Consider the following 23,923-nt stretch of genomic DNA (forward strand, 5'->3'; position numbering starts at 1 on the left):
AGTGGTCCAGCAGGCGAACGACGTGCGCTTCAGCAGGCACGGAAGTGGTCCAGCAGGCGAAATCGGACCGGATTCGCCTGCTGAACCTCCGCTGTTCCTGCTGAACCCCTCAGCCCGGCGCCGCACAGCCGCCGGACGCGGGCGTCAGCGGTTGACGGTGGCGAGGAAGACGATGCCGTCGCCGGCGATCTCGAGCTCACCCTCGTCGGGGGTCACGAAGGCGGCTTCGCCCGGCCGCAGCTGCGTTCCGGACGCCCGGCCGTTGACCGTGACGGTGCCGCCGAGGGCGAGCAGGATGCCCGGCCCCGGCAGCGGGACCTGCTCGGCCGGCTCTCCTGCGAGCTGATAGCCGTGCTCTGCGCCCGCGGCGCCCACGGCGATGCGGACGAGCAGGAAGTCGGGCACGTCCGGGCGGTACACCTCGACGCCGGTGCGGCCTCCCTCGGCCCGCAGCAGCGGCGCGGGCACCGGCTCGAAGCGGACGACCTTCTGCAGCTCGGCGGTGTCGACGTGCTTCCCGGTGAGGCCGCCGCGGAGCACGTTGTCGGATGCCGCCATGATCTCGATCGCGAGGCCGCGGAGGTACGCGTGGATGTTGCCCGAGGGCAGGTAGAGCGCCTGCCCCTGGGGCAGGCTCACGCGGTTCATCAGCAGCGCGACGAGGATCCCCGGGTCGCCCGGGTGCAGCTCGGCGAGCTCGTGCAGGGTCGCGTACTCCCGCGCGTAGCTGGTGGACGAGGGCGCGCGGCCGGCGGCACGGATGACCGCGTCCATCGTCGCGCGCGCCTCGTCGCCACCCTCGAACGCGAACTCGAGGACGCGCCGGAGCGCCGCGTCGGGCGTGCCGTTCAGCTTGTCGGCGAGCGCCTGCAGCAGGTCGGCGTCCCGCTGGTCGCCACCGACCGAAGCGTAGGTCCGCAGCTCGAGGAGCAGGACCCGCGTGAAGGAGAGGTCGCGGAACCCGGCGAGCGCCTCGAACGTGTCGCTGAGCGCGTAGACCAGCTCCGGCTTGGCGCCCTCGTCCTTGTACATCCGATGCCCGGCGTCGAGCGGGACGCCCGCCGCGTTCTCGCGCGCGAAGCCCTCGCGGGCCTGCTCCGGGGAGGGGTGCGCCTGGATGGACAGCGGCTGGTCCGCAGCGAGCACCTTCAGCAGGAACGGGAGCGTGTCGCTCGTCCGGTCGGGTCCGAGTGCACGGGCGGGGTCGGCCGCGATGAACGCGTCGAGCGTCTCGAAGTTCCCGGCGGTGCCGGGGTCGACGATCCGGCTGGGGGCGAGCGGATGGGCGCCCAGCCACAGCTCCGCCTCCGGTCCCCCGGAGGGCCGGCGTCCGAGCAGCTCCGCGATGGCGCTCGGCGAGCCCCACGCGTAGTCCTTGGGCGTGTTGGTGATGCCTACAAACACGGTTCCCCTCCTCGCGGGTGGCTTTGATCAAACTACCAACCGCCTTGGGCGCCGCTCGGACCGAGGCTTAGCCTCGTTGCGGCTTCCCAGCCTCGGCATCACACGCAATGGAGCTTCGATGACACTGGACACTGTCGCCCCCGCCGTCTTCACCACCCTGACGAGCGACTTCTACGGCTACGAGGACCTCCTCGCCGACCGGGAGAAGCAGGTCCTCGCGGACCTGCGCGACTACCTGGAGCGCGAGGTGCGCCCCATCGTCGACGACCACTGGGAGCGGGCCGAGTTCCCGTACGAGGTGATGAAGCCGCTCGCCGACCTGCGCCTGTTCGCGATGCCGTGGGCGGAGACCCGGCCGTTCGAGAACTCCGCCGTCTTCCGCGGCTTCGTCGCCCTCGAGCTCGCCCGGATCGACGCGTCGATCGCCACCTTCGTCGGCGTGCAGAACGGCCTAGCCATGGGGTCGATCAGCGTCGGCGGCGATGAGACGCAGCGACGCGAGTGGCTGCCGAGGATGGCGACGGCCGACGTCATCGGCGCCTTCGGCCTCACCGAGCCGCTGTCCGGGTCCGACTCGGCGCAGGGCCTCCGCACGATCGCGACGCGGGACGGCGACGACTGGATCCTCAACGGGTCGAAGCGCTGGATCGGCAACGCCACCTTCAGCGACATCACGATCATCTGGGCGAAGAGCGCCGAGGACGGCCAGGTGAAGGGCTTCCTCGTCCCCACCTCGACCCCCGGCTACCGGGCCACGAAGATCGAGGGCAAGCAGAGCCTGCGGATCGTGCAGAACGCCGACATCACGCTCGACAACGTGCGCGTGCCGGAGAGCCACCGCCTGCAGAACGCGAACACCTTCAAGGACACCGCCAAGGTGCTGCGCCTCACGCGCGCCGAGGTGGCGTGGGCGGCCGTCGGCAACGCGGTCGGCGCCTACGAGGCGGCGGTCAAGTACACCGGCGAGCGCGTGCAGTTCGGCAAGCCGATCGCATCCCACCAGCTCGTGCAGGACCTCCTCGTGCGCAGCCTCGGCAACATCACCGCCTCCCTCGGCATGGTGGTGCGCGTGTCGCAGCTGCTCGACGAGGGCAGGCAGAAGGACGAGCACGCCGCCCTCGCGAAGGCGTTCGCGACGGTGCGGATGCGCGAGACGGTGGGCTGGTGCCGGGAGGCGCTCGGCGGCAACGGCATCCTCCTCGACCACGGCGTCGCGCGGCACATGGCGGACGCCGAGGCCATCTACTCCTACGAGGGCACCCGCGAGATGAACACCCTCATCGTGGGCCGCGCGATCACGGGCAAGGCCGCCTTCGTCTGATCGACGCGCACGTTCCGGTGATCGAGGAGCCCGCGCAGCGGACGCCTCGAAACCCTCGACGGACCCGGGGAGCGAACCACCGAGGTGGCTGCTTCCCGAGACACGTCACGCGGTTTCGAGACGCGGGCCTCCGGCCCGCTCCTCAACCACCGGAATGCGGGCGGCCTCCGGCGCGCTCCTCAACCACCGGGGTGACCCGGGGCGGCGCCGCTACACCTCGATCGCGCCGCCGCGTTCCTCGAGGTGCCGCCGGAGGGTGAGGGTCGGGTCCTCGGCCTGCCGGCGCCGGTAGTCCGCGAACGCGAACTGGGCGCGCAGGCTCTCCCCCGCCCGCATCCGGTCGGCCTGCGCGGTCTCCACCTCCTGGATCCGCGCCGCCGCCTCCAGCACCTCGTCGCGCCGCTCGGGACCGAGGACGAGGACACCGTCGTCGTCGCCGACCACCCAGTCGTCGTCGGTGACCGCGACGCCGTCGAGGAACGCGGACCGCATCGCGCGCCCGGCCGGCGGCACCCGCCGCGGCCCGAAGGACCGTGCGCCCAGGCTGTGCAGCGGCAGCCCGATCTCGCGAAGCTGCCCGGTGTCGCGGTGCCGTCCCCAGACCACCGCGCCGGCGAGACCGGCCTCCCGCGCCTCCAGAAGGATCAGGTCCCCGACGCACGCCTCGTCCTCGCGCCCGCCGTTGTCAATGACGAGGACGGCGCCGGGCGGAGCGTCATCGATGACCTCGAGGAACACGTCGACGCTGCCGAGGTGCGTGACGGGGCGAGCAGGCCCCGAGAACGGGCGGCCGGGCAGCAGCGGCAGCAGCGCGGCGGGCGCCATGCGGGCCGGATCGCCGACGCGCAGCGAGGCGTCGGCGACCGCGGCGGTGGGAAGGACGGATGCCATGCGGTCTCCTCATCGTTCTGCCCCGAGTCTGGCCGAGCAGCGCCCGCCACGGGTGCCGTCCTCCGTCGGGATCCCGCCATCCGCTCCGCCCCGCCCACGGACACGTAACAAATCAAGGAGAAATTCGCCGGAGGGGCCCTCCTGCCGCATGCAGGGGCTCCCAGATGCCCGTTTTCCCTTGAACTGTTACGCCCCACCCGGCGCAGCGGCGGGGGCGCTCAGCCGGCGGAGGTGTCCTCCCGCGACTCGAGCAGGCGCTTCAGGGTCGCGAGGTCCGCCTCGACGGCGGCGGTGTCTGCCGCGAACTCCTCGTCCGTCATGCCGTCGGCCCGCCGCAGGGTGAACACCACGTCGCAGGCCGCGTCCCCATCCCGCAGGACGCGCATGGGGTTGTCGAACACTCGCCCGTCGGCCAGCGTCACCTGGTGGTCGAGCACCCCGTACTCGTTGCGCGGGGCGAAGGCGACCTCGATCGGCCCCATCGGGGACTCGGCGAGCCACCGCCCGTCGACCTGCTCGATCGAGCCGGAGAGACCGGCGGCCCACCGCGGCAGGTTCGCGGGGTTCCCGGCGAAGTCGTACACGGACGCCGCGTCCCGCTCGATGCGGATGCCGAGGTGCCGGGTCTCCCGGCTCATCTCAGCGGCCGGCCTGGGCGGCGCAGATCGGGCACTTCCCGTCGGGACCCAGTGTCGCCCACCAGTGCTTGGCGCACATCGGCTGCGTCGGCGGCAGCTCCTCCCGAGGGCCGGCTCCGGGATCCGGCACAGCACGCCTGGTCATGGCCTGCGAGTGTACGCGCGGTCGGCGGCGAGCGGCAGGCGCTTGCGGAGCCCCGGCGCCGCGGCTAGCGGTGCGCGGACCCGCGGCTAGCGGTGCGCGAGCGGGCTCTGCGGTGCGGCGCTGCGGCGCGGCGCGACCGGCTTCTCCGGAGCGACGGGCGGCCACGCGTCGGCCCGCGGCGGCTGGATCGAGCCGCGTCCGAGCGTGCGCACGAACTCCTCGTCCTTGCGGTGCGTCTCCGCGACCTTCACGGCGCGGCCGATGACGACTCCGAGCACGACACTGATCAGCATCCAGGCCCCGAGCCCGATCAGCACGATCCCCCACCATGGCATGCCCTTATCGTTCCAGCGCCGGACGGGGTACACACTCCCCACTGCGGGGGACGGGACGGCGCTGGCAGGATGGCCGCATGCGGATCAACAAGGTGCACCACATCGCGGTGATCGCCACCGACTACGAGCGGTCGAAGGCGTTCTACACCGAGATGCTGGGCTTCACCGTGCTGTCCGAGGTGTACCGCGAGGAGCGGGACTCGTGGATGGGCGACTTCGCTCTCAACGGCGAGTACCTGCTCGAGCTCTTCTCGTTCCCGTCTCCCCCGCCCCGCTCGACCGGTCCGGAGTCGACCGGCCTGCGCCACCTCGCATTCGAGGTGGACGACGTCGCGGCCGCCCTCGACGAGCTGGCCGGCAAGGGCGTGCGCTGCGAGGAGCTGCGCACCGACCCGCACACCGGCAAGCGCATGGCGTTCTTCTTCGACCCGGACGGGCAGCCGCTCGAGCTCTACGAGCGCTGACGCCGCCGCCCGCGTCGACCGCTCGATCCCCGGCCGGCGGGGCAGGCCGAGGACCCCGGCCGTGCGCGACGCGTGACCGGACCCGCCAGCCGGATCAGACCTGAGCGGGCGCGGCGGCCGGCACGGCCGAGAGCTCCGCCTCGAGGGCGGACGGGGCGCGCCGACGGCGCACCGCGAGCGCGACCTGGACCGCGAAGAACGCGAACAGCGCACCGCTCGCGGTGAGGAAGATCACCGACGCGAGGGCTCCTAGCTGAGCGCCGCCGAGGCCGCCGACGACGAGGAAGATGACCGCGAATCCGAGGACGGAGGCCGGCGATCCGGACATGGTTCTCCTTGGGAGGAAGAGGAGGACGGAGGGGGTCGGCACGACTGGCCACGGTGAGCGTACACACTTTTCGGCCGCCCCGCGGCACCCCCTTCTCCCGCTGCCGCGCAACCGCTGGTGGGCGGCCCGGCCCCTGCCGATACTGGGATCCCGGGCGCCCCTCGGCGGGCCGGAACCGCATCGACGCGAGGAGCTCCATGTCCGATCCGCACGCCCGCACCGCCGCGCTCGGCGGCGCCGCACCCCTGACCGCGCTGTTCATCGGCGGCACCGGCATCATCAGCTCCGCCTGCACGCGGGCGGCGGTGGCGGCCGGCTTCGAGGTGTTCCACCTCAACCGCGCGCAGCGCAGCGATGTGCGACCCGCGCCGCCCGCGGTGACGACGCTGACGGGCGACATCCGCGACCGTGCCTCCGCCGAGGCCGCGCTCGGCGATCGGACCTTCGACGTCGTCGTCGACTTCGTCGCGTTCACGCCCGAGCACGTGCGGGCGGACATCGACCTCTTCACCGGACGCACGCGGCAGTACGTGTTCATCAGCTCCGCGTCCGCGTACCAGACCCCGCCGTCGCGTCTGCCGGTCACCGAGTCGACGCCGCTGCGGAACCCGTTCTGGGAGTACTCCCGCAACAAGATCGCCTGCGAGGACCTCCTCGTCGCCGCCTACCGCGAGAGCGGCTTCCCGGTGACGATCGTGCGCCCGTCGCACACCTACGACGAGACGTCCCTACCGGTGGAGGGCGGCTGGACGGTCATCGACCGGATGCGCCGCGGCCTCGAGGTGGTCGTGCACGGGGACGGCACCTCGAACTGGACCCTCACCCACCACGAGGACTTCGCCCGCGCCTTCGTCGGCCTCCTCGGGAGGAGCGACGTGCTGGGCGAGGCGTTCCACATCACCTCGGACGAGGCGCCGCCGTGGGACGCGATCTACCGCATGCTCGCCGCCGCCGCGGGCGTCGCCGAGCCCAAGCTCGTGCACGTCCCCTCGGACGCGATCGCCGCCGCCACCCCGGAGGGCGCGGCCGGCCTCACCGGCGACAAGGCGCACTCGATGGTGTTCGACAACACGAAGATCAAGCGCGCCGTGCCCGGCTGGCGGGCGCGCATCCCGTTCGAGCACGGCGCCCGCCAGATCATCGCCTGGTACGACGCGGACGAGAGCCGCCGGGTCGTCGACGACGCGGTGAACGAGCGGATCGACAAGCTCGTCGAGGCGTACCGCCCGCGGCCGCTGTAGCGCGGCCCCGGGTCAGCTCAGCGAGCTCTCCGCGGCAGTGCCGAGCGGCGAGCCGCCGGTCGCGCTGGGGCCGTGGGTGGCGGCGTGGTCGGATGCAAACCAGTCTGCGGCGCTGGGCAGCGCGGCGGATCCGCTCCTGAACATGGGCTTGTCCTGTTCCGCCCCGGTCCGGGTATACCGGGGCTGTGCGGGCCACATGGTATTGCCGTGCCCGTTTCCGGCGCTAGAGCCCTCTTGCAGGGGCAGAGGGCCTCTCGTGCACGCGCAATGGACGCGGAAAGCACAGGCCCCGACCGGTCCGCGATCGGCCGCAGAGGCCGGAGTGCCCGGGCGTCGAGCGACAGATTCTTCGGCAGAAGCCCCCGGACTGTTCACCTGCTCGTGCTCCGGCTGACATTGTGACGCGGCTTCCGGGCCGGGCAATGTAGCGCCTACCAGGGCCTGTAACCCACCAGGTCCTCCACCCGAAGGACCGTCGGCGGGCGCCGGCGCGGCATCCCCGAGGCCGCCCCGCCCGATGGTCCACCTCTGCCCGAAACGCTGCACCCGCCCGGAGACCCGAATCATGACGCTCCCTGCTGCCCTGCCTGCTCCGCTGCCGCCCGCACCCCCTCCCCCTGCGGCGGCCACGCACCGCCCCGCGCCTGACCGCGCCGGCGGAGTGCCCTTCCTCATCCGCCGTCGCACCGCCGCGCAGAGGTGATCGACATGTTCTGGCTCGGCTCGCTTCTCGCGACGCTCTTCGTGGTCATCGCCGTCGGTGTCGCGACGCACGACGGCTACATCCGCCGGCACTACCGGCACCCCCGACTGCTGATCGGCGCGCTGCTGACCCTGTCGATCCTCGCGATCCCGCTCAGCGTCGGGATCGCGCTGACCGCGCCGGAGCAGCAGCAGCCCTGGGTCCAGTACGCGATCGGGGCCCTGTTCCTCACCCTGCCCGCCATCGTCGCCCTCGGCCTGCACCTGCGGCACAGCCCGCGCCTGCCCGCGCGGCAGCGGCGGGTGCTCGCGGTCGGCGCCCACCCCGACGACCTGGAGCTCGCCTGCGGAGCCTCCCTCGCCCGCTTCGTCGACGAGGGCCACGAGGTCATGGCCATGGTGATGAGCCACGGCGACCACGGCGGCATCGGCGAGGAGCGGGAGCGCGAGGCGCTCCGCGGCGCGGAGCTGCTCGGCCTCGAGGGCGTGACCGTCCGGGACTTCACCGACACCCGCATGGCGGAGGAGATCTCCGAGATCGTGGGCGCCGTCGAGGTCGCGATCGAGCTGTTCAAGCCGGACATCATCCTCACCCACTCGGCGCACGACCAGCACCAGGACCACCACGCGGTGCACCTCGCCACCATGCGGGCCGCCCGCCACAGCCCGACGATCCTCTGCTTCGAGAGCCCGTCGGTGACCCAGGAGTTCCGCCCGAACTTCTTCGTCGACGTCTCCGAGTACCTGGAGTCGAAGGTGTCCGCCGTGCAGATGCACCGCGACCAGTCCGGGAAGCCGTACATGGGCGCGAAGCTGCTCCGCGGAGCCGCCGTGTTCCGCGGGCGGCAAGGGCGCATCCCCCAGGCCGAGGGCTTCGAGGTCATGCGCGCCCTCTCCTCCGATCTGGGCGAGCTGTGAGCGGCCCGCGCGTGCTCGTCACGGGAGCGAGCGGACCCGCCGGACGCGCCCTGCTCGTGCAGCTCGACGAGCGCGGCATCCCGGCGATCGGCGCCGACCTCGTCGCGGACGGCCGCGATCCGCGCGTGCTCCAGGTTCCCGCGGCCGACGACCCGAACCTGCTCGGCGAGCTGCGCCGGATCGTCGCCGATCACCGCATCGACGTGGTCATCCCCACCGTGAGCGAGGAGCTGCCCCGCCTCTCCCGCGCAGCGGCCTCCCTCGGACCGGACGTGGCCGTCATCGTCGGCGCTCCGGGACCTGTCGACGCGTGCCACGACAAGCTGGCGACCGCTCGCACCCTCTCGGCCCGCGGCGTGCCCGTGCCGGCCTTCGCCCTGGCGAGCGAGGTCGGCGGCATGGCGGAGGCGTTCGACCGCCTCGGCTTCCCGTTCGTGGCCAAACCGCGCGTGTCGCGGGGCGGCCGCGGCGTGGTGGTCGTCCGCTCCGAGGCTGACCTCGACTGGGCGTCGCTCGACGACCGGTGGATCCTGCAGGAGTTCGCGCCCGGCACCGAGTACGCGCCCGTCGTGTACCGGAGCGGCAGCCCCGGGGCGCCGTCCACGGTGGCGGTGCTCGAGAAGACGGCCCTCAAGGGCGGCGAGATCGGCAACGCCGTCGCCGTCCGCCGCCGGATGGGCGCCGCGGTGTCGGACGTCCGGCAGCTCGCGGTCCAGGCGATCGCCGCCCTCGGCCTCACGGGACCGGCGGACATCGACGTGCGCCGGCGGCGCGACGGAGCCCCGGTGGTCCTCGAGGTCAACGCGCGGTTCGGGGCGAACAGCCGCTCCGCGCCGGAGCTGCTCGATCGGGTGCTCACCGAGCACGCCGCGCTGAGCAGGGTCGCGTGATGGCGGACGCGATCTCGTCGTTCATCGTCGGCGGCGGCACCCTCCTCCTCGTCTTCGGGGCGCTCCGGCTGCTGCTCGTCCCGTTCGCCATCGGGTTCGAGGTGCGCACGCGCCTGGAGCGACGCCGCGAGCGCGGCGAGACGGTCGGCCGCGACGTCCTCGTGTCCGTGATCGTGCCCGCCTACAACGAGGAGAAGGTGCTCGAGAACTGCGTGCGCTCGATCCTGGCGTCGGCGCACGCGAACCTCGAGCTCGTGATCGTCGACGACGGCTCGACGGACGGCACCCTCGCCTGCGCTCACCGCCTGGCCGGGCTGGACGACCGCGTCACCGTGATCTCGAAGGCGAACGCGGGCAAGGGGGCGGCACTCAACACCGGCATCGCCCGATCCAGCGGCGCGGTGCTGCTGTTCGCGGACGCGGACGGGCTGTTCCTGCCGAACACGATCGACGAGATGCTCCGCAGCCTGCGCGACCCGCTCGTCGGAGCGGTCTGCGGCGACGACCGCCCCGCCAACCTCGACCGGGTGCAGACGCGCCTCCTCACGCTGCTGAGCCACGTCGGCACCGGCCTCGCCCGCCGGGCCCTCAGCGACCTCCGCTGCCTCATCATCGTCTCCGGCAACATCGGCGCCTTCCCGCGCCACGTGGTCGAGGAGATCGGCGGCTTCGACGAGAACGTCGTCGGCGAGGACCTCGAGCTGACGTGGCGGGTGCGCAAGGCCGGCTACCGCGTCGTCTTCTGCCCCACCGCGCTGGTCTTCGCGGAGTCCCCCTCCACCGTGCGCGCGCTCTGGCGCCAGCGGGTGCGGTGGGCGCGGGGCCTGATCCAGACGACGCGGCTGCACCTCGGCATGGTGGGCAATCCGCGCTACGGCGCGTTCGGGGTCTACCTCGCGATCAACACGATCACCATGCTGTTCCTCCCGGTCGTGCAGCTCGCCGTGCTCGCCCTCCTGCCGCTGGCGGTCGGCCTCGGCCGGCCGCCTGTCGACGCCGATGTCCTCGCCGTGCTCGGCTGGCTCGGCCTCTGGGTCTCGCTCGGGATGCTGCTCGTCGCGGTCGCGCTCAACAGCGCCTGGCGGGACCTCCGACTGATCTGGACGGTGGTGCTCTGGCCCGCCTACTCGACTTTCACGGCCCTGGTCGTGGTGGCGGGCCTGTGGCAGGAGCGCAACGGGGCGCCGGCGCCGTGGAACAAGTTCGAGCGGACCGGGGTTGTGGACGCATCCCGCCGCGCGGTGGTCGGGCTGCGGGAGCATGAGGGGTGACCGAAGGCGGCGTGGAGCGGACGGGCGGATCGCCGTCGCCCTCGCCGCGCTGGTCGCGCTGCTGATGTCGGCCGCGGTTTGGCAGCTGGAGCCGACGGCCGCCCGCGACCGGGGATCGGCACCGGTGCCGGAGCGGATCATCGGCCTCGGCTTCGAGGACACGGTCGGCTCGGCGTCGTCCCTGCGCCGGCTCGACCGCTTGCTCGACGACGTCGCCGCCACCGGGGTGAGCGTCAGCGTCGGGCGCAGCGACTGGACGGGCTTCCCCTGGCCGGGCCACGAGGACCGATGGTCGGCGCCCGTGCAGGACACCGGCCGCGACTACGTCGCCGACGCCCTCGCGGTGCTGCAACGCGACGGCAGCGGGCGCGCGCGACAGGTGACCGCGGTCGTCGACGTGCTGGTGGAGCGCTGGATCGCGGAGGACCCGGCGATCGCCGGCGTCTCTGCGACGGGCGAACGGTCCACTCTGTTCCCGAGCGTGCGCGCACTCGACGGGATGGTGGGCGACCACCTGGTGTCGTTCGTCGGTGCCGTCGCCGAGAGATACCGGCCCCGTGCCATCAGCCTCACCGAGCTGTTCCTCGACACCTACACCTTCGGCGACGACGACCGGCAGTCGTATCGGGCCTACACCGGGCGGTCCGACTGGCCGCGCACCTCGTCCGGCGCCATCGACGAAGAGCACCGCTCGATCGCTCAGTGGCGCGCCGCCGCGATCACGCGGCTCGTCGATCGTGCGGATGCGGCGGCGGCGCGGCACGGCGTCGACCTCGAGGTGGAGGTGCGGGCCGATTGGACGGGGCGGGAGCCCGACCCGCGGCAGGACGGCCAGAGCTACTCCGCCCTGCTCGGGGCCGCTGACCGGCTCGTGCTGTGGGGCTACTTCGCGCTCGCCGATCGGGGTCCCGGCGACCTCGAGGCGCTGGCCCGCCGCCTGGGTTCGGCCGCCCGCGACCGCGCCATCCTGTCGATCGGGCTCTGGGCGAGGCACGGCACCATCTCCCCCGCCGACCTGGCCGAGGCCGCACGCGCCGCGGAGCGCGGCAGCGTCCGCTCGGTGTGGGTCACGCCCGCGAGCCTGATGGACGACGAGCACTGGCGGTCGCTCGCCGAGGTCTGGAACCCGCGCTCCGCCGGCGGCTGAGGCCTGCGGTCCCTGCCGCGCCGTTCCTGTCGCCCGTGCTTACTGCCCTTCGGCGCCGAGGGTGAGGCGTCCGGTGGCCCGCGCGAACTTGGACACCGCGGCCGCCGGCACGGCGCCCTCCGCGAGCACGACCGCCTCCAGCCGGTCGAGCAGCGCCCGGCGCTCCGCCGGATCGGTCGGGGCGCCGTCGATCAGCTCGACCTCCCACTCCCGCCACGTCCGCACCGTGCCGGAGCGGATATCCGTGCCGGCCACCCGGTCGTCGGCGAGCTCGGCGACCTCGCGGCCGTCCTCGTCGAGCACGATGATGGGCCAGCGCTCCGTGCGGATCTCGGCGATGGGTGTCAGCTCCCCACCGCCGAGGTGCTCCTGCACGAGCTCGAGCAGGGCCGGCGGAACCGTCTCGGACAGCGGGGCGTGGTACTCGGTGCGGCCCTCCTCGGCGGGGGTCTTCACGTGCCAGCCCTCGTCGTGCCCGCCGGTGCGGCGGCGCAGGACGATGCGGCGGGCGGCGAGCGCCCCGTCCTCGGTGTCGAAGTAGACGGCGTCGAGCAGGTCGGGACGCTCGGGCCGCCTCAGCGTGAACCCCGCGACCTCGGGCGGCTCGGCGTCCTCCGGGACGTCGTACTTGCGCTCGGTCTCGGTCATCGACGTGATGTCGTCGCTCATGTCGACCGCCTCCTCGTCCCCGGCCGCGCCCCCGGATGCGGGCGCGTGCACTCCATGATCCCGCGACCGCGGACCCGGCGTCAGGGGGTGGTCCGGTCGCCGCCTCCGCGACGGGACCCGCGCGGCCCTAGCGGGCTCGCTGGCGGCTGGGGCGGCTGCCGAGGGCGATGACCGACGTTCCGGCGAACATGATGACGATCGACGCGGCGATGGCGACGAGCATGAGCACTCCCGGGTTCTCAGGGCAGCGCCGTCGCCGCCGTGTGAGGGGGAGAGTACGGACGCCGCCCCCCGCCGCCGCGGGAGCACAGCGGGCGAGTCGCCCGGCGGGGGCGTCCGCGGAGCCGGCGGGCCCGCCGGCAACCCTGCGGTCAGCAGGACTTCCTGCCGTCAGCAGGAGTTCGGGGGCCTTCCCGTCCTGCTGACGGCAGATCGTCCTGCCGAGGAGGTGCGGCTACCGGAGGGCGGGCTCGGCCTGCAGGGCCGGGATGACCTCGCGCTCGAAGAGCTCGATGGACGACCGGTCGTACGCGGCCTCGGGGAAGTAGTGGATCGCATAGCTCATGCCGAGGTCGGCGACCTCGCGCATCCGCTCGATCACCTGCTCCGGGGTGCCGACGGCGAGTGCGCTGCCCGACTTGTACTCGGCGACGAAGGATGCGGCGCCGTCGGCGCCGAGGTACGGCGTGACCCTCGCCTCGAGGGCGTCGATGCGGTCGGCGACCTCCGCCTCGGTCTCGGCGAGGATCGTGTTGTAGTTCGCGCTGCGCACGATGCGGTCGAAGTCGGTGCCGACGTCGACGGTGTGCCGGCGCAGCAGCTCGCTCTTGTGCGCGAACTCCTCGGGGGTCCCGGCGAAGTTCGTGTAGGCCGCGTACTTGGCCGCGATCCGGAGGGTGACCTTCTCGCCGCCGCCGGCGATCCACAGCGGGATGCCGCCCTGCTGCAGGGGCTGCGGGAACACCCGCGCGCCCTCCACCTGGTAGTGCTGCCCCTGGAGGGTCGCGTAGCCGGTCTCCCACGCCTGCTTCATGATCTGCACGCCCTCGTCGAGGCGCGCGAGACGTTCCCCGGCACGCGGGAAGCCGTAGCCGTAGGCGCGCCACTCGTGCTCGTACCAGCCGCCGCCGATGCCCATCTCGGTGCGCCCGCCGGAGACGATGTCGACCGTGGCGGCCACCTTGGCGAGGTAGGCGGGATTCCGGTAGCTCATGCAGGTGCACATCTGGCCGAGGCGGACGCGACTCGTGACGGCGGCGAAGGCGGACATCAGCGTCCACGCCTCGTGGGTCGCCTCCTCGGTCGGCTGCGGCACCGTGTGGAAGTGGTCGTAGACCCAGATGGAGTCCCAGGGGCCGGCGTCGGCGGCCTGGGCGAGGGAGCGCATCGTCTCCCAGTGCTGAGCGGGCTCGATGCCGACGAGGTCGTGGCGCCAGCCCTGGGGGACGAAGATTCCGAATCGCATGGCGGAAGCCTAGTGAAATCGATTCCTGCGGCCGTGGAGCACCGACGGACGGGGGCGCGCCAACAGCCCCGGACGGGAGCCTGGCGGCGAGTGCTCGCGGACCACTACGCTCGGCCTCGGCGCTTACCCGAACGCCGCTCCTCTTACCCGAGAGGCACCCCTCCATGCGCGAGAACCTGCCCGCCGTCCTCGGCTTCGGCGTCATCTTCCTCATCGTCGGCGGGCTCGGCGGCAGCCAGCTCGGACTGACGGCGTCGATCATCTTCCTCGTCGCGAGCGCGGCACTGCTCGCCTTCGGCGGGATCACCGCGATCGTCGCCCACCGGCAGCGGGCGGAGGCGCTCGGCGCCACGCATCCTGCCGGCGCCGGGCCGCTGCGCCGCTGACTCCCGGCCGCGCCGCTCAGCGCAGCTCGGGGAACAGGTACGGCAGCGCCGCCGCCGCCATGTCGCCGTGGGAGTGCGCGGCGCCCGGCACGACCACCAGGGACCAGTTGAAGGTCTCGTCCTCCCCCGCCTCGTCTCGGGCACGGAGGAAGAAGTTGAACCCGCGGGTCAGCCGGTCGGTGCCCTGCCGGTCGGTGTTGCGGTCCCGCTGGAGGGAGTCGTCGTTCGGATCGACGTCGTCGCCCCCGAGGAGGACGAGCAGCGGTCGCTGGTACAGGTCGTCGACGGGATCGGCCGGCGACCTGCGGAACCCGTAGGGGAAGCGGGTGCGACGGTCCGGCACCGTGTACCAGCCGGCGTTCGCGGCGACGGCGATGCGGGCCCGGACGTTCGGCACGAACTCCATGAACCGGTGCACGAATTGGGCTCCCGCCGAGTGCCCGAAGATCGCGTACCGGTCCTGCGAGCCGCCGATGCTGTCGACGACGTAGTCGAACAGCGGCTCGATCACGTTGAACGCCCACTCGTCGCGGGGGCGCTCGTCGCCGTCCCGGTCGACCATGTTGCCGAGGTTGTAGCCCGCGGACCCGTCGTAGTCGTCGTCGGTGAACTCGGGCAGCAGGACGAGGACATCGTGACCGTCCAGCAGGTCCTGCCAGTCGTCCCGGTAGGCGCCGGGGTCCCGCTGCGCGCCGTGCAGCACGATGAGGATCGGCACGTCCTCGAGCGAACCCGACGGGGCCGAGTAGAGGACTCGCAGCGGACCGTCGGCGGGCGTTCCGGGGCCTGCGAAGCGGAAGGACCCCTCTCCTCGATCGATGTCCGCGCGCTCCGCGGGGATCGACGGCCTCGACTCCACGCCGCCCTCCTCTCCGTCGCCGCCGGCCGTGCAGCCGGCGAGGGTCAGCGCGGCCGTGAGGAGCAGAGCGGCCGCGCTTCGGGCTGGGGATCTCCGGCGAGCGCTACGGCTCGCGGGCGGGCGGGGCAAGGCAGTCGCAGGTCAGGGCGGCGGTCGAAGGGCCGGTGGGCACCAGGGCGGGTTCCACGTATCGCATGGTGACCGCCGTCTGCTCCGGAGTGCAGGGCTGCGCCGCATAGTTGAGGATCCGGTTGTCGGTCTGGATGCAGGTGAGGACGAGGTCCGCGGGCGCCTCCCGATGGATGACCACCTTCACCAGGAGCCCGAGGCCGGGCTTGCCGCGACTGCGGAACAGTCCCGGCGACCCGAACGCGAAGTTGCCGACGCTGAAGGCCACGGGAACGTCGCCGATGTACTGGATGGGAGCGACGATGTGGGGACCGTGGCCGATGATCATGTCGTAGCCCGCGCGCACCATCATCCGCGCCCAGTACCACTGCTGCTGGTTGGTGTCGGTGTAGTTGTCGCCCCAGTGCACGTAGGCGATCACCCAGTCGGCGCCCGCGGCGCGGGCCAGGTCGTACCCGCGTTGCACCGCCTCCGGCGAGAACGCCACCGTGCCGGGGGCGTCGAGCCCCGCGGTCACGGTCTTGCCGAACGACTCGCCGAGGGCCACGACCCCCACGGTCGCGAAGGACGAGTGCACCAGCAGAGGACGCTCCGCCTGCGCCACGTCGACCCCGGCGCCGAAGGTGACCATCCCGTTCTCGGCGGCGAACCGCATGGTGGCGAGCATCCCTCCGACACCCATGTCCATCGAGTGGTTGTTCCCGAGACCGAGGACGTCGACCCCCGCCCTGGCGAGCGCCGCGGCCGCGGCCGGATCGCTGTTGTAGTTGTACGCCTTCCCGGGATTGAGCGGGATCTTCTGCTCGGAGATCGGGGCTTCGGCGTTGGCGATGACGAGATCGCCGTCGAGGAGCGGCGCCAGGCCGGCCAGGGCGTAGTCGTATCCGTGCGCTTCGAGGAACGGCAGCGCCTCGTCCGCGAGCATGGTGTCGCCGGCGAACTGGATGCTCCACTGGTCGGGGTCCGCCTGCGGCGTGAGCCACACGTCGATGGACTGCGGAGGAGCCGCCTTCTCCGCGTCGTACTCCCCGACCATCGCCGCGACGATGGCGGATGCGGCGACCACCCCGACGAGCATCAGCAGCCGGTCGCGGAGCAGCGCCCCGGTCACGTCCGCACCTCCGTGAGCTCGCCCGGCGTCCACGAGAACCCCGCCTGCTGGGCTCCCCACATCTGGTCGCGGCACTCGTCACCCGACAGGACTGCGGCGACCATCCCGTCCTTGAGCACGACGACGCGATCGGCGAGCGCGATCTCGTCCGGGTCGTGGGTGGCGACGAGGATGGTGCCCTGGTGCCGGGCGATGACGCGATGCACCGCCTCCTTGGCGCTGGGAGCCAGCCCGAGGGTGGGCTCGTCGAGGAGCAGGATCTGGGGGTCCCCCATCACCGCGCGCCCGAACGCGATGTGCTGCCGCTGACTGAACGAGAGGTTGTTGCCCCGCTCGGTCAGCCACGCATCGAGTCCCTGCGGCAGCCCGTCGACGACGTCGCGGAGCCCCGTCGAGTCGACGATCCGCTCGACCTCCTCCGGCGGCGCGTCGGGGTCGCGGTAGGTGAGGTTGCGGCGGAGGCTGCCGCGCATGAGCGGCAGCTCGGGCGCCAGCACTCCGATGTGCCGGGCCACCGAGCGGATTGAGACCTGGTCCAGCGGCTGCCCGTCCACGGTGATCGAGCCCGACGCGGGCTCCACCAGCCGCGCGACCAGGTTGAGCACGGTCGACTTGCCCGCACCCCCGGGGCCGGTGATCGCCACCAGCTCGCCCGGCTCGACGGTGAGCGTGAAGTCGTTCAGAGCGCCGGGGACGGAGACCGACTCGAAGCGGATCTCGCCGCGGCGCACCCGCAGGCTGCCCTGCGACACGTCGTCGAGGTGACGGCTGGAGCTGCGCAGGTACTCCCGGATCTTGCCCTGCGACACCTGGGCCCGATGCCAGTAGTCGTGCGCGAGGCCGAGCCGCCGCACGGGACCGGCGAGCTGACGCGCCACCACGACGAAGGCCACGACGAGTCCGACGGTCGCCGCTCCCCGGCGCGTCTCGAGCAGGCCGGTGACGAGGACGGCGGCGACGGCGATCATGGCGAACGCGGAGGAGAGACCGCGGAGCCGGCCGCGGAGCACCGCGACCCGGATCAGGGCGGCGGTGAGGGCGTCGTTCTGGCGGGACAGCCGCGAGTACTCGCCGCCGAGGCGGCCGAAGACCTGCACGACCGAGTGCGCGTTGATCTGCTCGTCGAGGTTGCTCATGACGAGGGAGCGCCGGAGCCGCATCACCCGCGTCGCCTGGCGCATCGCGCGGCCGACGCTGAGGGAGGCGGCGGCACCGACGCAGAGCACCGCGACGATGCCGGCGGTCATCCACGCGTTGAACAGGGAGAGCACGGTGAGGGAGCCGACGATCACGATCCCCGCGTTGATGCCGCCGAGGATCCCGCGGCTGATCCAGAGGCGCGTCATCGAGAGGTCTCCGAGGAACCGGAGCAGCAGGCCGCCGCGCGCGCGTCCCATCATCTGGCGGGGCGTCATCCCCTGCAGATGCCCGTACATCCGCATGCGGAGATCGCGCACGATGCGGTAGCCGATCCGCTCCCGGAACGAGAACTCGATCGAGAACAGCAGCCCCTGCAGCAGGGCGAGTGCTGCGATGAGGACCGCCTCCAGCAGCGCGTTCTGCCAGGCGACGCGGGCGGCCTCGCCGACCGTGACCGGCACCATCGCCGCGATGACCGTGGGGATCAGGATGACGTACAGCACGAGCACCGCGACCTGCAGCAGGCCGAGCGCGACGACCACGAGCACGTCGCGGGCGCGGATGCGGTACAGCTCCAGCCGGCCGGCCACGTCACTCGTTCCCGGTGGCGCGGTGCGCGGGCGCGAGGAGCACCATGCGGCGGTGCGGGATGGAGCGCGTGGTGATGCGCGGCGGGCGCTCGTCGGCTTGCACGGGCGAGCGCTCCCCGAGGTGCACGACGGGGCGATCCTCGTCGAAGTCGTCGTCCGGTTCGGCATGTGCCGGCGGCCTGCCGACGCCCAGCAGGGTGTTCATGGCGTCGCCGTTGTCGAGGTCGTCGAGCGAGAGGACGGGGAGCCCGGTCGCCGTCTTCGCCTCCCGGGTCGCGAGTGGCGAGCGGGTCAGCAGCCCGGACACCGCGAGCACGTCGTGTCCCAGGTTCCGCAGGTGCGTGACGCCGGCTGCCGCGCCCATCGCGTCGGGCGCGGCGAAGATCACCGCGTCGATGAGCTCGTGGAAGGCGCGCGACTGGATGAGCCGCGAGGTCTCGCCCTGGTAGATCCCGTCCGCGATCTCGATCAGGTTGACCGCGGAACCGGAGTGGGTGAGGTGGTTGACGAGCTGGGCGAGGTTGCGCTCGATGACGGCCATCGGCTGCCGGTAGGTCGATGCCATGCCCACGTCCGTGAAGTCGAGCATCCGATGCGCGCCGGCGTCGAGCATGCACCAGTAGTCGTTGCCGGATCCCGTCCCGGTGGCCTTCGCCGCCCCTACGCGGAGCCCCGCGGCGGTGAGCCCGTAGACGAGGTGGCAGATCGTCGTCGTCTTGCCGGAGTTCATGGACGTGCCGATGACGGCGACGGTGCGGGGCCGGTCCCGGGCGGGCAGGACGGTCGGCAGCGCGAAATCCTTCACGTTGAGGGGCCGCCCGCGCTCGTCGCCGAGAAGCCCTGCCGGGAGGATGTCGGTGGCCGCGCGGACCGCCTGGCTCCGACTCAGCACGCGGGACGCGATGCCGCCGGAGGCCACCAGCTGAGTCCGCCCGATCGTCGTCGGCACGTGCGACTCGAACTGGTCGGTCGCGTAGCGGTCGCCGTAGGTGACGACGATCATGTCGTCCCGGTGCAGGGCGGCGCGCCTGCCGTCCGGCTGCTCGATGTGCCGGTGATGCCCGAGCCGGCTGACCGATGCGAGCACCAGGTCGCCGGAGCGCGGGCGGACCTTGCCGAAGACGATCGTCTGGGCGGCCTCCATCGGCACCCGGCGCGTGGTGAACGCACGTTTGACGCGGTCCAGCTGGGTCGGCGAGAGTTCGGCGACGTGGACGCGACGGTGCGTGGTCATGGGACTCCCTCTGCGCCGCTGCCCTGGGACGCGGTGGCTCTGCCGGAACAAGCCGGTACTCTCCCGCCGCCGGAGCACGGACACAAGGGACCTTGGGTCAATCTGAACGGAGGCCTGAACGGCGCAGTCGCATTCGGCGAGGAAGCCCCGCAGACAGAACGAGCCCCCTCGGCTCCTTGCGTCCAAGGACCCCGAGGGGGCTCCATCTTTACCCGATGGGATGAGCCGGGACAGTCCGGACACCCGAAGTCCGAAGGTCCCTCATTTCCACCCGAGGCCAAGGTACGCCTCTTGCGACACGCCGACTAGTGGTGTAGGCGGGTTGGGGCGCGTAATCCGCCGCCAATCGGCCCGAAGGCCCCTGCACGGCGCCTGGGAGGCAGGAGCGGAGGGTGGAACGTGCGCTCAGGCGGCCCGGTCGAAGTCCCGGCGGAACGGCGCCCGGTAGCCCATCGCCTTCAGCATCCGGCCGACCGCGAGGCCCACCACGAGGGCTCCCAGGAACCAGACGACGAGGATTGCGGCGATGAGCGCAATGGTTCCGAGGAAGGTCACCGGGTATTTGTACGTGACCCGCAGGTGCGCCGCATCCCGACACTCCGGGCGGATGCCTGTCAACCCCTGAAAACGGTTCGACTAGTCCTTTAGGGTTCGTCGCCCGGAGGCGAGGTCGTCCGCCAGCAGCCGGTCGCGCCGGTGCACGAGCAGTCGCGCGAGGAGGGCCAGCGCAGCCCCGAACGCGCCGCCGACGCTGTTCGCGACGATGTCCGACACGGTGGGGAACCTCTCGGTGAGGAACAGCGCCTGCGCGAACTCGATCAGCGCCGAGAAGACCGGAGCGGCGACGGCGACGATCCACCAGTCGCGGCGCGCGAGCACGAGCGCGGCGAGGAACCCGGCCGGCACGAACAGGAGCACGTTGCCGGTGAACTCGATCTCGCCGTAGCCGATCCAGGCGGGCACGCCGCGCTCGTGGAGTTCCTGGATCAGACGCGCGAGGCTGCCGCGGAAGGGGCGATCGACGGGCGCCGGCGTCAACGTGATGACGAGGACGGCGGCCAGGTACACGCCGAGCAGGCCGGCCGCGACGGCGATCCGGAGGCGGTCCGCGCGCGACGCGGCGGCGGCTCTCAGCCGCGCACCCAGCGCGGAGGCCGCCGGGGTCATGTCAGGCGCGCGCGTGCGCGATGATCGCGGCGACGACGGCGGCGGTGTCCTCCCAGCCGTCGACCGCATGGCAGGCGACGCCCGTCGACTTGACCGGGTAGTCGTTGCCGGTCGGGTCGAGCCGGTCGCCGACGAAGAGCATGTCGGCGATCGGGATGCCGCTGACCTCCTCCAGCCGCCGCATGCCGTAGGCCTTGTCGATGCCGCGACGCGTGATGTCGACCGAGGTCGAGCCGCCGGAGCGCACCTCGAGGTCGGGCAGGTCGGCGGCGACCGCCGCGCGCAGGGCGTCCTTCTTCTCCCCCGTCGGGTCCCAGCGCCGCTTGATGTCGACCGGAGCCTCCTGGCCGAGGGCCGAGAAGGTGACCTGCGAGCCGCGGTCCTCGAGGATCGCGCCCCAGGTCCTCTCCTCCCACAGGCCGAGCTCCTTGGCGCGCGTCTCGAGCGAGGTGAACGCCGCGGAGATCTGCTCCGGCGTCAGGTTCTGCGCGTAGACCTGCACCCACTCTCCGTCGGAGTGCCGCCAGTACTGCGTTCCGCACGTCGGCATGAGGTGCAGCCGCTCCAGCTGGGCGGGGTCGGCGTCCTCGAGCTTGCTGATCACCTGGGCGCGGAACTGGCCGATCTGCCCTCCGGAGATGATGCAGACCTCCGCCACGCCGAGCAGCTCGTGCAGCAGCTCGACCATCCGCGGGTCGAGGGCCGACTTCGACGGCGCGAGCGTGTCGTCGAGGTCGAACGCGACGAGGCGTGGCATCCAGTCGGCGCTCCAGACGTCGGACGCCGGGGCGAGGGTGGAGTCGGTCATTCCGTTCCTTCCGGGTGAACGCTCCATTGTGCCGGAACGCTATGCCGCCTGCGCGGCCTCGGGGCGGCATGCCGGTCGCCGGCCTGCGGCGCTTCTTTCGTTCGGATGCTCGGACGGCGCGTTCAGATGCCTGAACTCGCGCCTCCCGCCGGAGGGGCGTGGCCGTAGCGTGTGCGCAGGGCGCGGCCGCGCCGCTCCCGAGAGGAGGACCGGTGGATGCCGCGGAATTCCCCGGGGCGGTCGTGGTGCCGGCCGCCTGCCCCGCCTGGTGCGTCACCGAGCACGGCCTCGTGCTCGGCGAGGAGGACTCCCTGCACATCGGCGCCCGGCACATCGTGCACGGCGACGTCGCGGCCTGGCTCTGCATGTCCACGGATGCGGACGGGGTGGTCGACGGCCCCTACGTGGTGGTGGGCGACACCGAGTACACGCTCGACGAGGCGCGCGCGCTCGGCGTCTCCCTCATCGCTCTGACCGAGGGGGCGGGTTCGAGGGCTGCCGCAAAAGGCTGATGGCGCTCTCCCGGTCCTTCACGGCGAGCTTCCGGAGCACCGACGACACGTGCACCCGCACCGTCGTCGGCGACAGGAACAGCTGCTTCGCGACCTCCTCGGTGCTCCTGCCTTGGCCGAGCAGCTCCATCACCTCCCGCTCCCGCTCGCTGAGCTTCTCGGCCGGACCGGAGCGCCGCAGCAGCCGGGGCGGCGAGGCGCGGAAGTGCTGCAGCACGCGGGCGACGAGCGCGGGCGGGATCGCCGCCTCCCCGGCGAGGACTCGGTGCAGCGCGGCCGGCAGGGCGGCGGGCGAGGTGTCCTTCAGCAGGTAGCCGGTCGCACCGGCGCGGAGCGACTCGAAGAGGTCGTCGTCGTCGCGGGACAGGGTGAGCATGACGACGGGGGTGCCGGGCACCTCTCGCGCGATCCGCTCGGCCGCCCGGATGCCGTTGCCCGGCATGTGGATGTCGAGCAGCACGACATCGGGACGGAAGGCGAGGGTGAGGGCGACGGCATCGTCGGCGTTCGCCCCCTCCCCCACGATCTCGCAGCCGCCCGCCTCGAGGGCCGCGCGGATGCGGTCCCGGATGGGGCGGTGGTCGTCCGCGAGCACGACGCGGATCCTCTCGTCGGTCACCACGTCACCGTCACCACGCTCCCGCTTCCCGGCTGCGACGTGATGCGCAGCTCGCCGGGTAGCGCCCGGGCGCGCTCCCGCATGCTGGTCAGGCCGTACCCGTGCCCGGACTCCTCCTCGGCGGCGACGTCGAAGCCGCGGCCATCGTCGGCGATGCGGAGGGAGCGCCGGTCGCCGTCGCTCATCAGCCGGACGGTGACGCGGCGGGCGCCGCCGTGCCGGGCGGCGTTCGCGATCGCCTCGCGGAGGATGCGCGCGAGGGCGTGCCGCTGTCCGCTGTCGGCCGCGATGGTGTCGTCGAGGTCGATCTCGAGCTCGACTCCGTGTCTCCGGCTCGCCTCGCGCGCGGCGACGAGCAGGCCGAGGCCGAGGCTCCCGTCGCCCGTGGCCTCGAGGGCGGCGAGCGCGGAGCGGGCCTCGTCGAGCGCACGGTCGGACGCGCTGATGATCCGTGCGCCGCTGCCCTCGCCGGAGTCGAGGCCGTGCGCCTCGGCGCGGATGTAGGCGAGCTCCTGGATGACCCCGTCGTGCAGCTCCCGGGCGAGCCGGCGCCGGTCCTCGAGCACCGCCTCGTATGCGCGCGACCCCCAGTACTCGCGGATCTCGCGCGTGGCGCCGATGAGGAGCAGCACGTAGAAGGCGGTGCGCAGGAAATCGCCCGTGTAGATCCAGTCGGAGTAGATGGAGGGGTGCAGCGCGTAGTTGAGCCGCGCGAAGCCGGCGAGGGCGCAGGCGGGGGCGAGCCAGATGATGAACGAGTCGGGCCGCCGCCGTGCCTGACGCGCGAAGGCGACCGACGCGGTGAGCAGCGCGAGCCAGGCGACCGCCTGGCCGGCGAGCAGCACGGGATGGGTGTCGAGGCTCGCGAGGTCGACGTCGGCGGGCGTGTAGCCGCCGGCTACCGCGTCGGGCAGCACCGGCCGGAGCAGCCACACCACTCCGGCGGCGGCGAGCAGCACGAGGGCGACGGCCGTCCAGGACCAGGCGAAGCGGCGCCGCCCGACGGTCCGGCTGCGGTCGCCGATCCCGACGATGGCGGCGCCGACGATGAGAGCGGTGGCGACGAGCTGGCAGGTGAGCCGAAGCCACACGTCGAACGGCTGCCCCTGCAGGTCGAGGGCTGCGCTCAGCCACCTCGGCCCCACGGCCGCGACGACGAGGGCGGCGAGCCCCTGCGACAGGTAGAGGTTCTGCCGCTGCCGCCCGCGTCGGAACCGCTGGTGGGCCATGTAGGCGGCGAGCAGGGCGACGCAGGCGTCGACGGTGTCGAGCACGAGGTGCAGCCGCGGCTGCCGGAACGCGGGCACCACGACCGGCGAGTACAGGATGAGCAGGGTGACGACGGCGCCGACGGCCCAGCCGGCGGCGGTCAGCGGGTAGACGTAGCTGCGTCCGGCGTGGTGGGTCCGCAGCGTCGTGGCCGGTGCGACGCTGCGGGCGGCGCGGGAGGAGGAGGCGGCGAGCCCGGCATCTTCGCCGGGGATCACTGCTCCCATAGAGCGCCTCGGGTGTCGCGTGCGAGTGTCGACTGCCCCCGAA

General features: G+C 72.5%; 27 protein-coding genes. 9 read left to right on the top strand and 18 right to left on the bottom strand.

What is annotated here, in order from left to right:
• Positions 1-144: 144 nt before the first annotated feature.
• On the bottom strand, positions 145-1,404 hold the full coding sequence (manA, locus tag J3P36_RS07020) for a mannose-6-phosphate isomerase, class I (RefSeq protein WP_210506477.1): 1,260 nt from the start codon (positions 1,402-1,404) through the stop codon (positions 145-147).
• Between the two features lie 118 nt (positions 1,405-1,522).
• On the opposite strand from manA, the gene J3P36_RS07025 reads away from it, so the two are divergent.
• On the top strand, positions 1,523-2,725 hold the full coding sequence (locus J3P36_RS07025; protein WP_210506478.1) for an acyl-CoA dehydrogenase family protein: 1,203 nt from the start codon (positions 1,523-1,525) through the stop codon (positions 2,723-2,725).
• A gap of 210 nt (positions 2,726-2,935) precedes the next feature.
• Here J3P36_RS07025 and J3P36_RS07030 read toward each other — a convergent pair whose 3' ends face one another.
• From J3P36_RS07030 to J3P36_RS07045, 4 genes are all read right to left on the bottom strand, one after another.
• Complete coding sequence (locus J3P36_RS07030; RefSeq protein WP_210506479.1) at positions 2,936-3,616, bottom strand: RraA family protein; 681 nt, start codon at positions 3,614-3,616, stop codon at positions 2,936-2,938.
• A gap of 218 nt (positions 3,617-3,834) precedes the next feature.
• Positions 3,835-4,254, bottom strand: a complete 420-nt coding sequence (locus J3P36_RS07035) for an SRPBCC family protein (RefSeq protein ID WP_210506480.1) — start codon at positions 4,252-4,254, stop codon at positions 3,835-3,837.
• A 1-nt stretch (position 4,255) separates the two neighbouring features.
• Positions 4,256-4,399, bottom strand: coding sequence for a hypothetical protein (locus tag J3P36_RS07040; RefSeq protein WP_210506481.1), 144 nt, complete (start codon positions 4,397-4,399; stop codon positions 4,256-4,258).
• A gap of 86 nt (positions 4,400-4,485) precedes the next feature.
• Complete coding sequence (locus J3P36_RS07045) at positions 4,486-4,734, bottom strand: hypothetical protein (protein ID WP_210506482.1); 249 nt, start codon at positions 4,732-4,734, stop codon at positions 4,486-4,488.
• Between the two features lie 77 nt (positions 4,735-4,811).
• Here J3P36_RS07045 and J3P36_RS07050 point away from each other — a divergent pair, with 77 nt between their 5' ends.
• Positions 4,812-5,198 carry a VOC family protein gene (locus J3P36_RS07050; RefSeq protein ID WP_210506483.1) on the top strand — a complete coding sequence of 129 codons (387 nt, stop codon included), beginning with the start codon at positions 4,812-4,814 and terminating at the stop codon, positions 5,196-5,198.
• Positions 5,199-5,292: 94 nt separating this feature from the next.
• Here the strand turns inward: J3P36_RS07050 and J3P36_RS07055 are convergent, their stop codons facing one another.
• A complete protein-coding gene (locus tag J3P36_RS07055) occupies positions 5,293-5,526 on the bottom strand; it encodes a hypothetical protein (RefSeq protein WP_210506484.1) in 234 nt (77 codons plus the stop codon).
• Between the two features lie 197 nt (positions 5,527-5,723).
• Between J3P36_RS07055 and J3P36_RS07060 the strand changes: the two genes are divergently transcribed.
• The gene (locus J3P36_RS07060) at positions 5,724-6,767 is read left to right on the top strand and encodes an SDR family oxidoreductase (RefSeq protein ID WP_210506485.1); all 1,044 of its coding nucleotides are present in this window, start codon (positions 5,724-5,726) and stop codon (positions 6,765-6,767) included.
• A gap of 12 nt (positions 6,768-6,779) precedes the next feature.
• Here the strand turns inward: J3P36_RS07060 and J3P36_RS16550 are convergent, their stop codons facing one another.
• A complete protein-coding gene (locus J3P36_RS16550) occupies positions 6,780-6,911 on the bottom strand; it encodes a hypothetical protein (RefSeq protein WP_282595085.1) in 132 nt (43 codons plus the stop codon).
• 564 nt (positions 6,912-7,475) lie between these two features.
• On the opposite strand from J3P36_RS16550, the gene J3P36_RS07065 reads away from it, so the two are divergent.
• From J3P36_RS07065 to J3P36_RS07080, 4 genes are read left to right on the top strand one after another with little or no spacing between them, the layout of a single operon-like run.
• Complete coding sequence (locus J3P36_RS07065) at positions 7,476-8,387, top strand: PIG-L deacetylase family protein (protein WP_210506486.1); 912 nt, start codon at positions 7,476-7,478, stop codon at positions 8,385-8,387.
• On the top strand, positions 8,384-9,277 hold the full coding sequence (locus J3P36_RS07070) for an ATP-grasp domain-containing protein (RefSeq protein ID WP_210506487.1): 894 nt from the start codon (positions 8,384-8,386) through the stop codon (positions 9,275-9,277). The genes J3P36_RS07065 and J3P36_RS07070 overlap by 4 nt, the downstream gene beginning before the upstream one ends.
• Positions 9,277-10,548: a glycosyltransferase family 2 protein gene (locus J3P36_RS07075; RefSeq protein WP_210506488.1), complete on the top strand. Its 1,272-nt coding sequence runs from the start codon at positions 9,277-9,279 to the stop codon at positions 10,546-10,548. The genes J3P36_RS07070 and J3P36_RS07075 overlap by 1 nt, the downstream gene beginning before the upstream one ends.
• Positions 10,538-11,695: a hypothetical protein gene (locus J3P36_RS07080; RefSeq protein ID WP_210506489.1), complete on the top strand. Its 1,158-nt coding sequence runs from the start codon at positions 10,538-10,540 to the stop codon at positions 11,693-11,695. Before J3P36_RS07075 ends, J3P36_RS07080 begins: the two co-directional genes overlap by 11 nt.
• Positions 11,696-11,734: 39 nt before the next feature.
• Here J3P36_RS07080 and J3P36_RS07085 read toward each other — a convergent pair whose 3' ends face one another.
• Both J3P36_RS07085 and J3P36_RS07090 read right to left on the bottom strand, forming a co-directional pair.
• The gene (locus tag J3P36_RS07085; protein WP_210506490.1) at positions 11,735-12,364 is read right to left on the bottom strand and encodes a CYTH domain-containing protein; all 630 of its coding nucleotides are present in this window, start codon (positions 12,362-12,364) and stop codon (positions 11,735-11,737) included.
• Between the two features lie 454 nt (positions 12,365-12,818).
• Positions 12,819-13,829 carry an LLM class F420-dependent oxidoreductase gene (locus J3P36_RS07090; protein ID WP_210506491.1) on the bottom strand — a complete coding sequence of 337 codons (1,011 nt, stop codon included), beginning with the start codon at positions 13,827-13,829 and terminating at the stop codon, positions 12,819-12,821.
• A gap of 164 nt (positions 13,830-13,993) precedes the next feature.
• On the opposite strand from J3P36_RS07090, the gene J3P36_RS07095 reads away from it, so the two are divergent.
• A complete protein-coding gene (locus tag J3P36_RS07095) occupies positions 13,994-14,215 on the top strand; it encodes a hypothetical protein (RefSeq protein WP_210506492.1) in 222 nt (73 codons plus the stop codon).
• Between the two features lie 16 nt (positions 14,216-14,231).
• On the opposite strand, the gene J3P36_RS07100 is transcribed toward J3P36_RS07095, so the two are convergent.
• The 7 genes from J3P36_RS07100 to J3P36_RS07130 form a co-directional block, all read right to left on the bottom strand.
• Positions 14,232-15,074: a hypothetical protein gene (locus J3P36_RS07100; RefSeq protein ID WP_210506493.1), complete on the bottom strand. Its 843-nt coding sequence runs from the start codon at positions 15,072-15,074 to the stop codon at positions 14,232-14,234.
• A 103-nt stretch (positions 15,075-15,177) separates the two neighbouring features.
• Positions 15,178-16,314, bottom strand: a complete 1,137-nt coding sequence (locus J3P36_RS07105; RefSeq protein ID WP_210506494.1) for a CapA family protein — start codon at positions 16,312-16,314, stop codon at positions 15,178-15,180.
• Entirely contained in the window at positions 16,311-18,044 is a 1,734-nt protein-coding gene (locus J3P36_RS07110; protein ID WP_210506495.1) for an ABC transporter ATP-binding protein, read from the bottom strand. Before J3P36_RS07110 ends, J3P36_RS07105 begins: the two co-directional genes overlap by 4 nt.
• A gap of 1 nt (position 18,045) precedes the next feature.
• Complete coding sequence (locus J3P36_RS07115) at positions 18,046-19,278, bottom strand: DUF1611 domain-containing protein (RefSeq protein ID WP_210506496.1); 1,233 nt, start codon at positions 19,276-19,278, stop codon at positions 18,046-18,048.
• Positions 19,279-19,683: 405 nt separating this feature from the next.
• A complete protein-coding gene (locus tag J3P36_RS07120) occupies positions 19,684-19,833 on the bottom strand; it encodes a hypothetical protein (protein WP_210506497.1) in 150 nt (49 codons plus the stop codon).
• An 81-nt stretch (positions 19,834-19,914) separates the two neighbouring features.
• Complete coding sequence (locus J3P36_RS07125; RefSeq protein ID WP_210506498.1) at positions 19,915-20,445, bottom strand: VanZ family protein; 531 nt, start codon at positions 20,443-20,445, stop codon at positions 19,915-19,917.
• A 1-nt stretch (position 20,446) separates the two neighbouring features.
• Positions 20,447-21,253, bottom strand: a complete 807-nt coding sequence (locus J3P36_RS07130) for an HAD-IIB family hydrolase (RefSeq protein WP_246854161.1) — start codon at positions 21,251-21,253, stop codon at positions 20,447-20,449.
• 212 nt (positions 21,254-21,465) lie between these two features.
• Between J3P36_RS07130 and J3P36_RS07135 the strand changes: the two genes are divergently transcribed.
• A complete protein-coding gene (locus tag J3P36_RS07135; RefSeq protein ID WP_210506499.1) occupies positions 21,466-21,765 on the top strand; it encodes a hypothetical protein in 300 nt (99 codons plus the stop codon).
• Here the strand turns inward: J3P36_RS07135 and J3P36_RS16750 are convergent.
• Both J3P36_RS16750 and J3P36_RS07145 read right to left on the bottom strand, forming a co-directional pair.
• On the bottom strand, positions 21,716-22,384 hold the full coding sequence (locus J3P36_RS16750) for a response regulator transcription factor (protein ID WP_307806978.1): 669 nt from the start codon (positions 22,382-22,384) through the stop codon (positions 21,716-21,718). The two genes, J3P36_RS07135 and J3P36_RS16750, sit on opposite strands and share 50 nt — an antisense overlap.
• A complete protein-coding gene (locus tag J3P36_RS07145) occupies positions 22,381-23,880 on the bottom strand; it encodes an ATP-binding protein (RefSeq protein ID WP_210506501.1) in 1,500 nt (499 codons plus the stop codon). The genes J3P36_RS16750 and J3P36_RS07145 overlap by 4 nt, the downstream gene beginning before the upstream one ends.
• Positions 23,881-23,923: the final 43 nt, after the last annotated feature.

Origin of the sequence: Naasia sp. SYSU D00057 (assembly GCF_017916505.1) — a bacterium.
Classification (GTDB): domain Bacteria; phylum Actinomycetota; class Actinomycetes; order Actinomycetales; family Microbacteriaceae; genus Naasia.

Coding starts and splice junctions, on each gene's coding strand:
- J3P36_RS07045 (WP_210506482.1), bottom strand. CDS start 4,734: ATGCCATGGTGGGGGATCGTGCTGATCGGGCTCGGGGCCTGGATGCTG.
- J3P36_RS07095 (WP_210506492.1), top strand. CDS start 13,994: ATGCGCGAGAACCTGCCCGCCGTCCTCGGCTTCGGCGTCATCTTCCTC.
- J3P36_RS07030 (WP_210506479.1), bottom strand. CDS start 3,616: ATGGCATCCGTCCTTCCCACCGCCGCGGTCGCCGACGCCTCGCTGCGC.
- J3P36_RS07065 (WP_210506486.1), top strand. CDS start 7,476: ATGTTCTGGCTCGGCTCGCTTCTCGCGACGCTCTTCGTGGTCATCGCC.
- J3P36_RS16550 (WP_282595085.1), bottom strand. CDS start 6,911: ATGTTCAGGAGCGGATCCGCCGCGCTGCCCAGCGCCGCAGACTGGTTT.
- J3P36_RS07035 (WP_210506480.1), bottom strand. CDS start 4,254: ATGAGCCGGGAGACCCGGCACCTCGGCATCCGCATCGAGCGGGACGCG.
- J3P36_RS07050 (WP_210506483.1), top strand. CDS start 4,812: ATGCGGATCAACAAGGTGCACCACATCGCGGTGATCGCCACCGACTAC.
- J3P36_RS07075 (WP_210506488.1), top strand. CDS start 9,277: ATGGCGGACGCGATCTCGTCGTTCATCGTCGGCGGCGGCACCCTCCTC.
- J3P36_RS07130 (WP_246854161.1), bottom strand. CDS start 21,253: ATGACCGACTCCACCCTCGCCCCGGCGTCCGACGTCTGGAGCGCCGAC.
- J3P36_RS07145 (WP_210506501.1), bottom strand. CDS start 23,880: ATGGGAGCAGTGATCCCCGGCGAAGATGCCGGGCTCGCCGCCTCCTCC.
- J3P36_RS07080 (WP_210506489.1), top strand. CDS start 10,538: ATGAGGGGTGACCGAAGGCGGCGTGGAGCGGACGGGCGGATCGCCGTC.
- J3P36_RS07115 (WP_210506496.1), bottom strand. CDS start 19,278: ATGACCACGCACCGTCGCGTCCACGTCGCCGAACTCTCGCCGACCCAG.
- J3P36_RS07055 (WP_210506484.1), bottom strand. CDS start 5,526: ATGTCCGGATCGCCGGCCTCCGTCCTCGGATTCGCGGTCATCTTCCTC.
- J3P36_RS07060 (WP_210506485.1), top strand. CDS start 5,724: ATGTCCGATCCGCACGCCCGCACCGCCGCGCTCGGCGGCGCCGCACCC.
- J3P36_RS07040 (WP_210506481.1), bottom strand. CDS start 4,399: ATGACCAGGCGTGCTGTGCCGGATCCCGGAGCCGGCCCTCGGGAGGAG.
- J3P36_RS07125 (WP_210506498.1), bottom strand. CDS start 20,445: ATGACCCCGGCGGCCTCCGCGCTGGGTGCGCGGCTGAGAGCCGCCGCC.
- J3P36_RS07025 (WP_210506478.1), top strand. CDS start 1,523: ATGACACTGGACACTGTCGCCCCCGCCGTCTTCACCACCCTGACGAGC.
- J3P36_RS07085 (WP_210506490.1), bottom strand. CDS start 12,364: ATGAGCGACGACATCACGTCGATGACCGAGACCGAGCGCAAGTACGAC.
- J3P36_RS07090 (WP_210506491.1), bottom strand. CDS start 13,829: ATGCGATTCGGAATCTTCGTCCCCCAGGGCTGGCGCCACGACCTCGTC.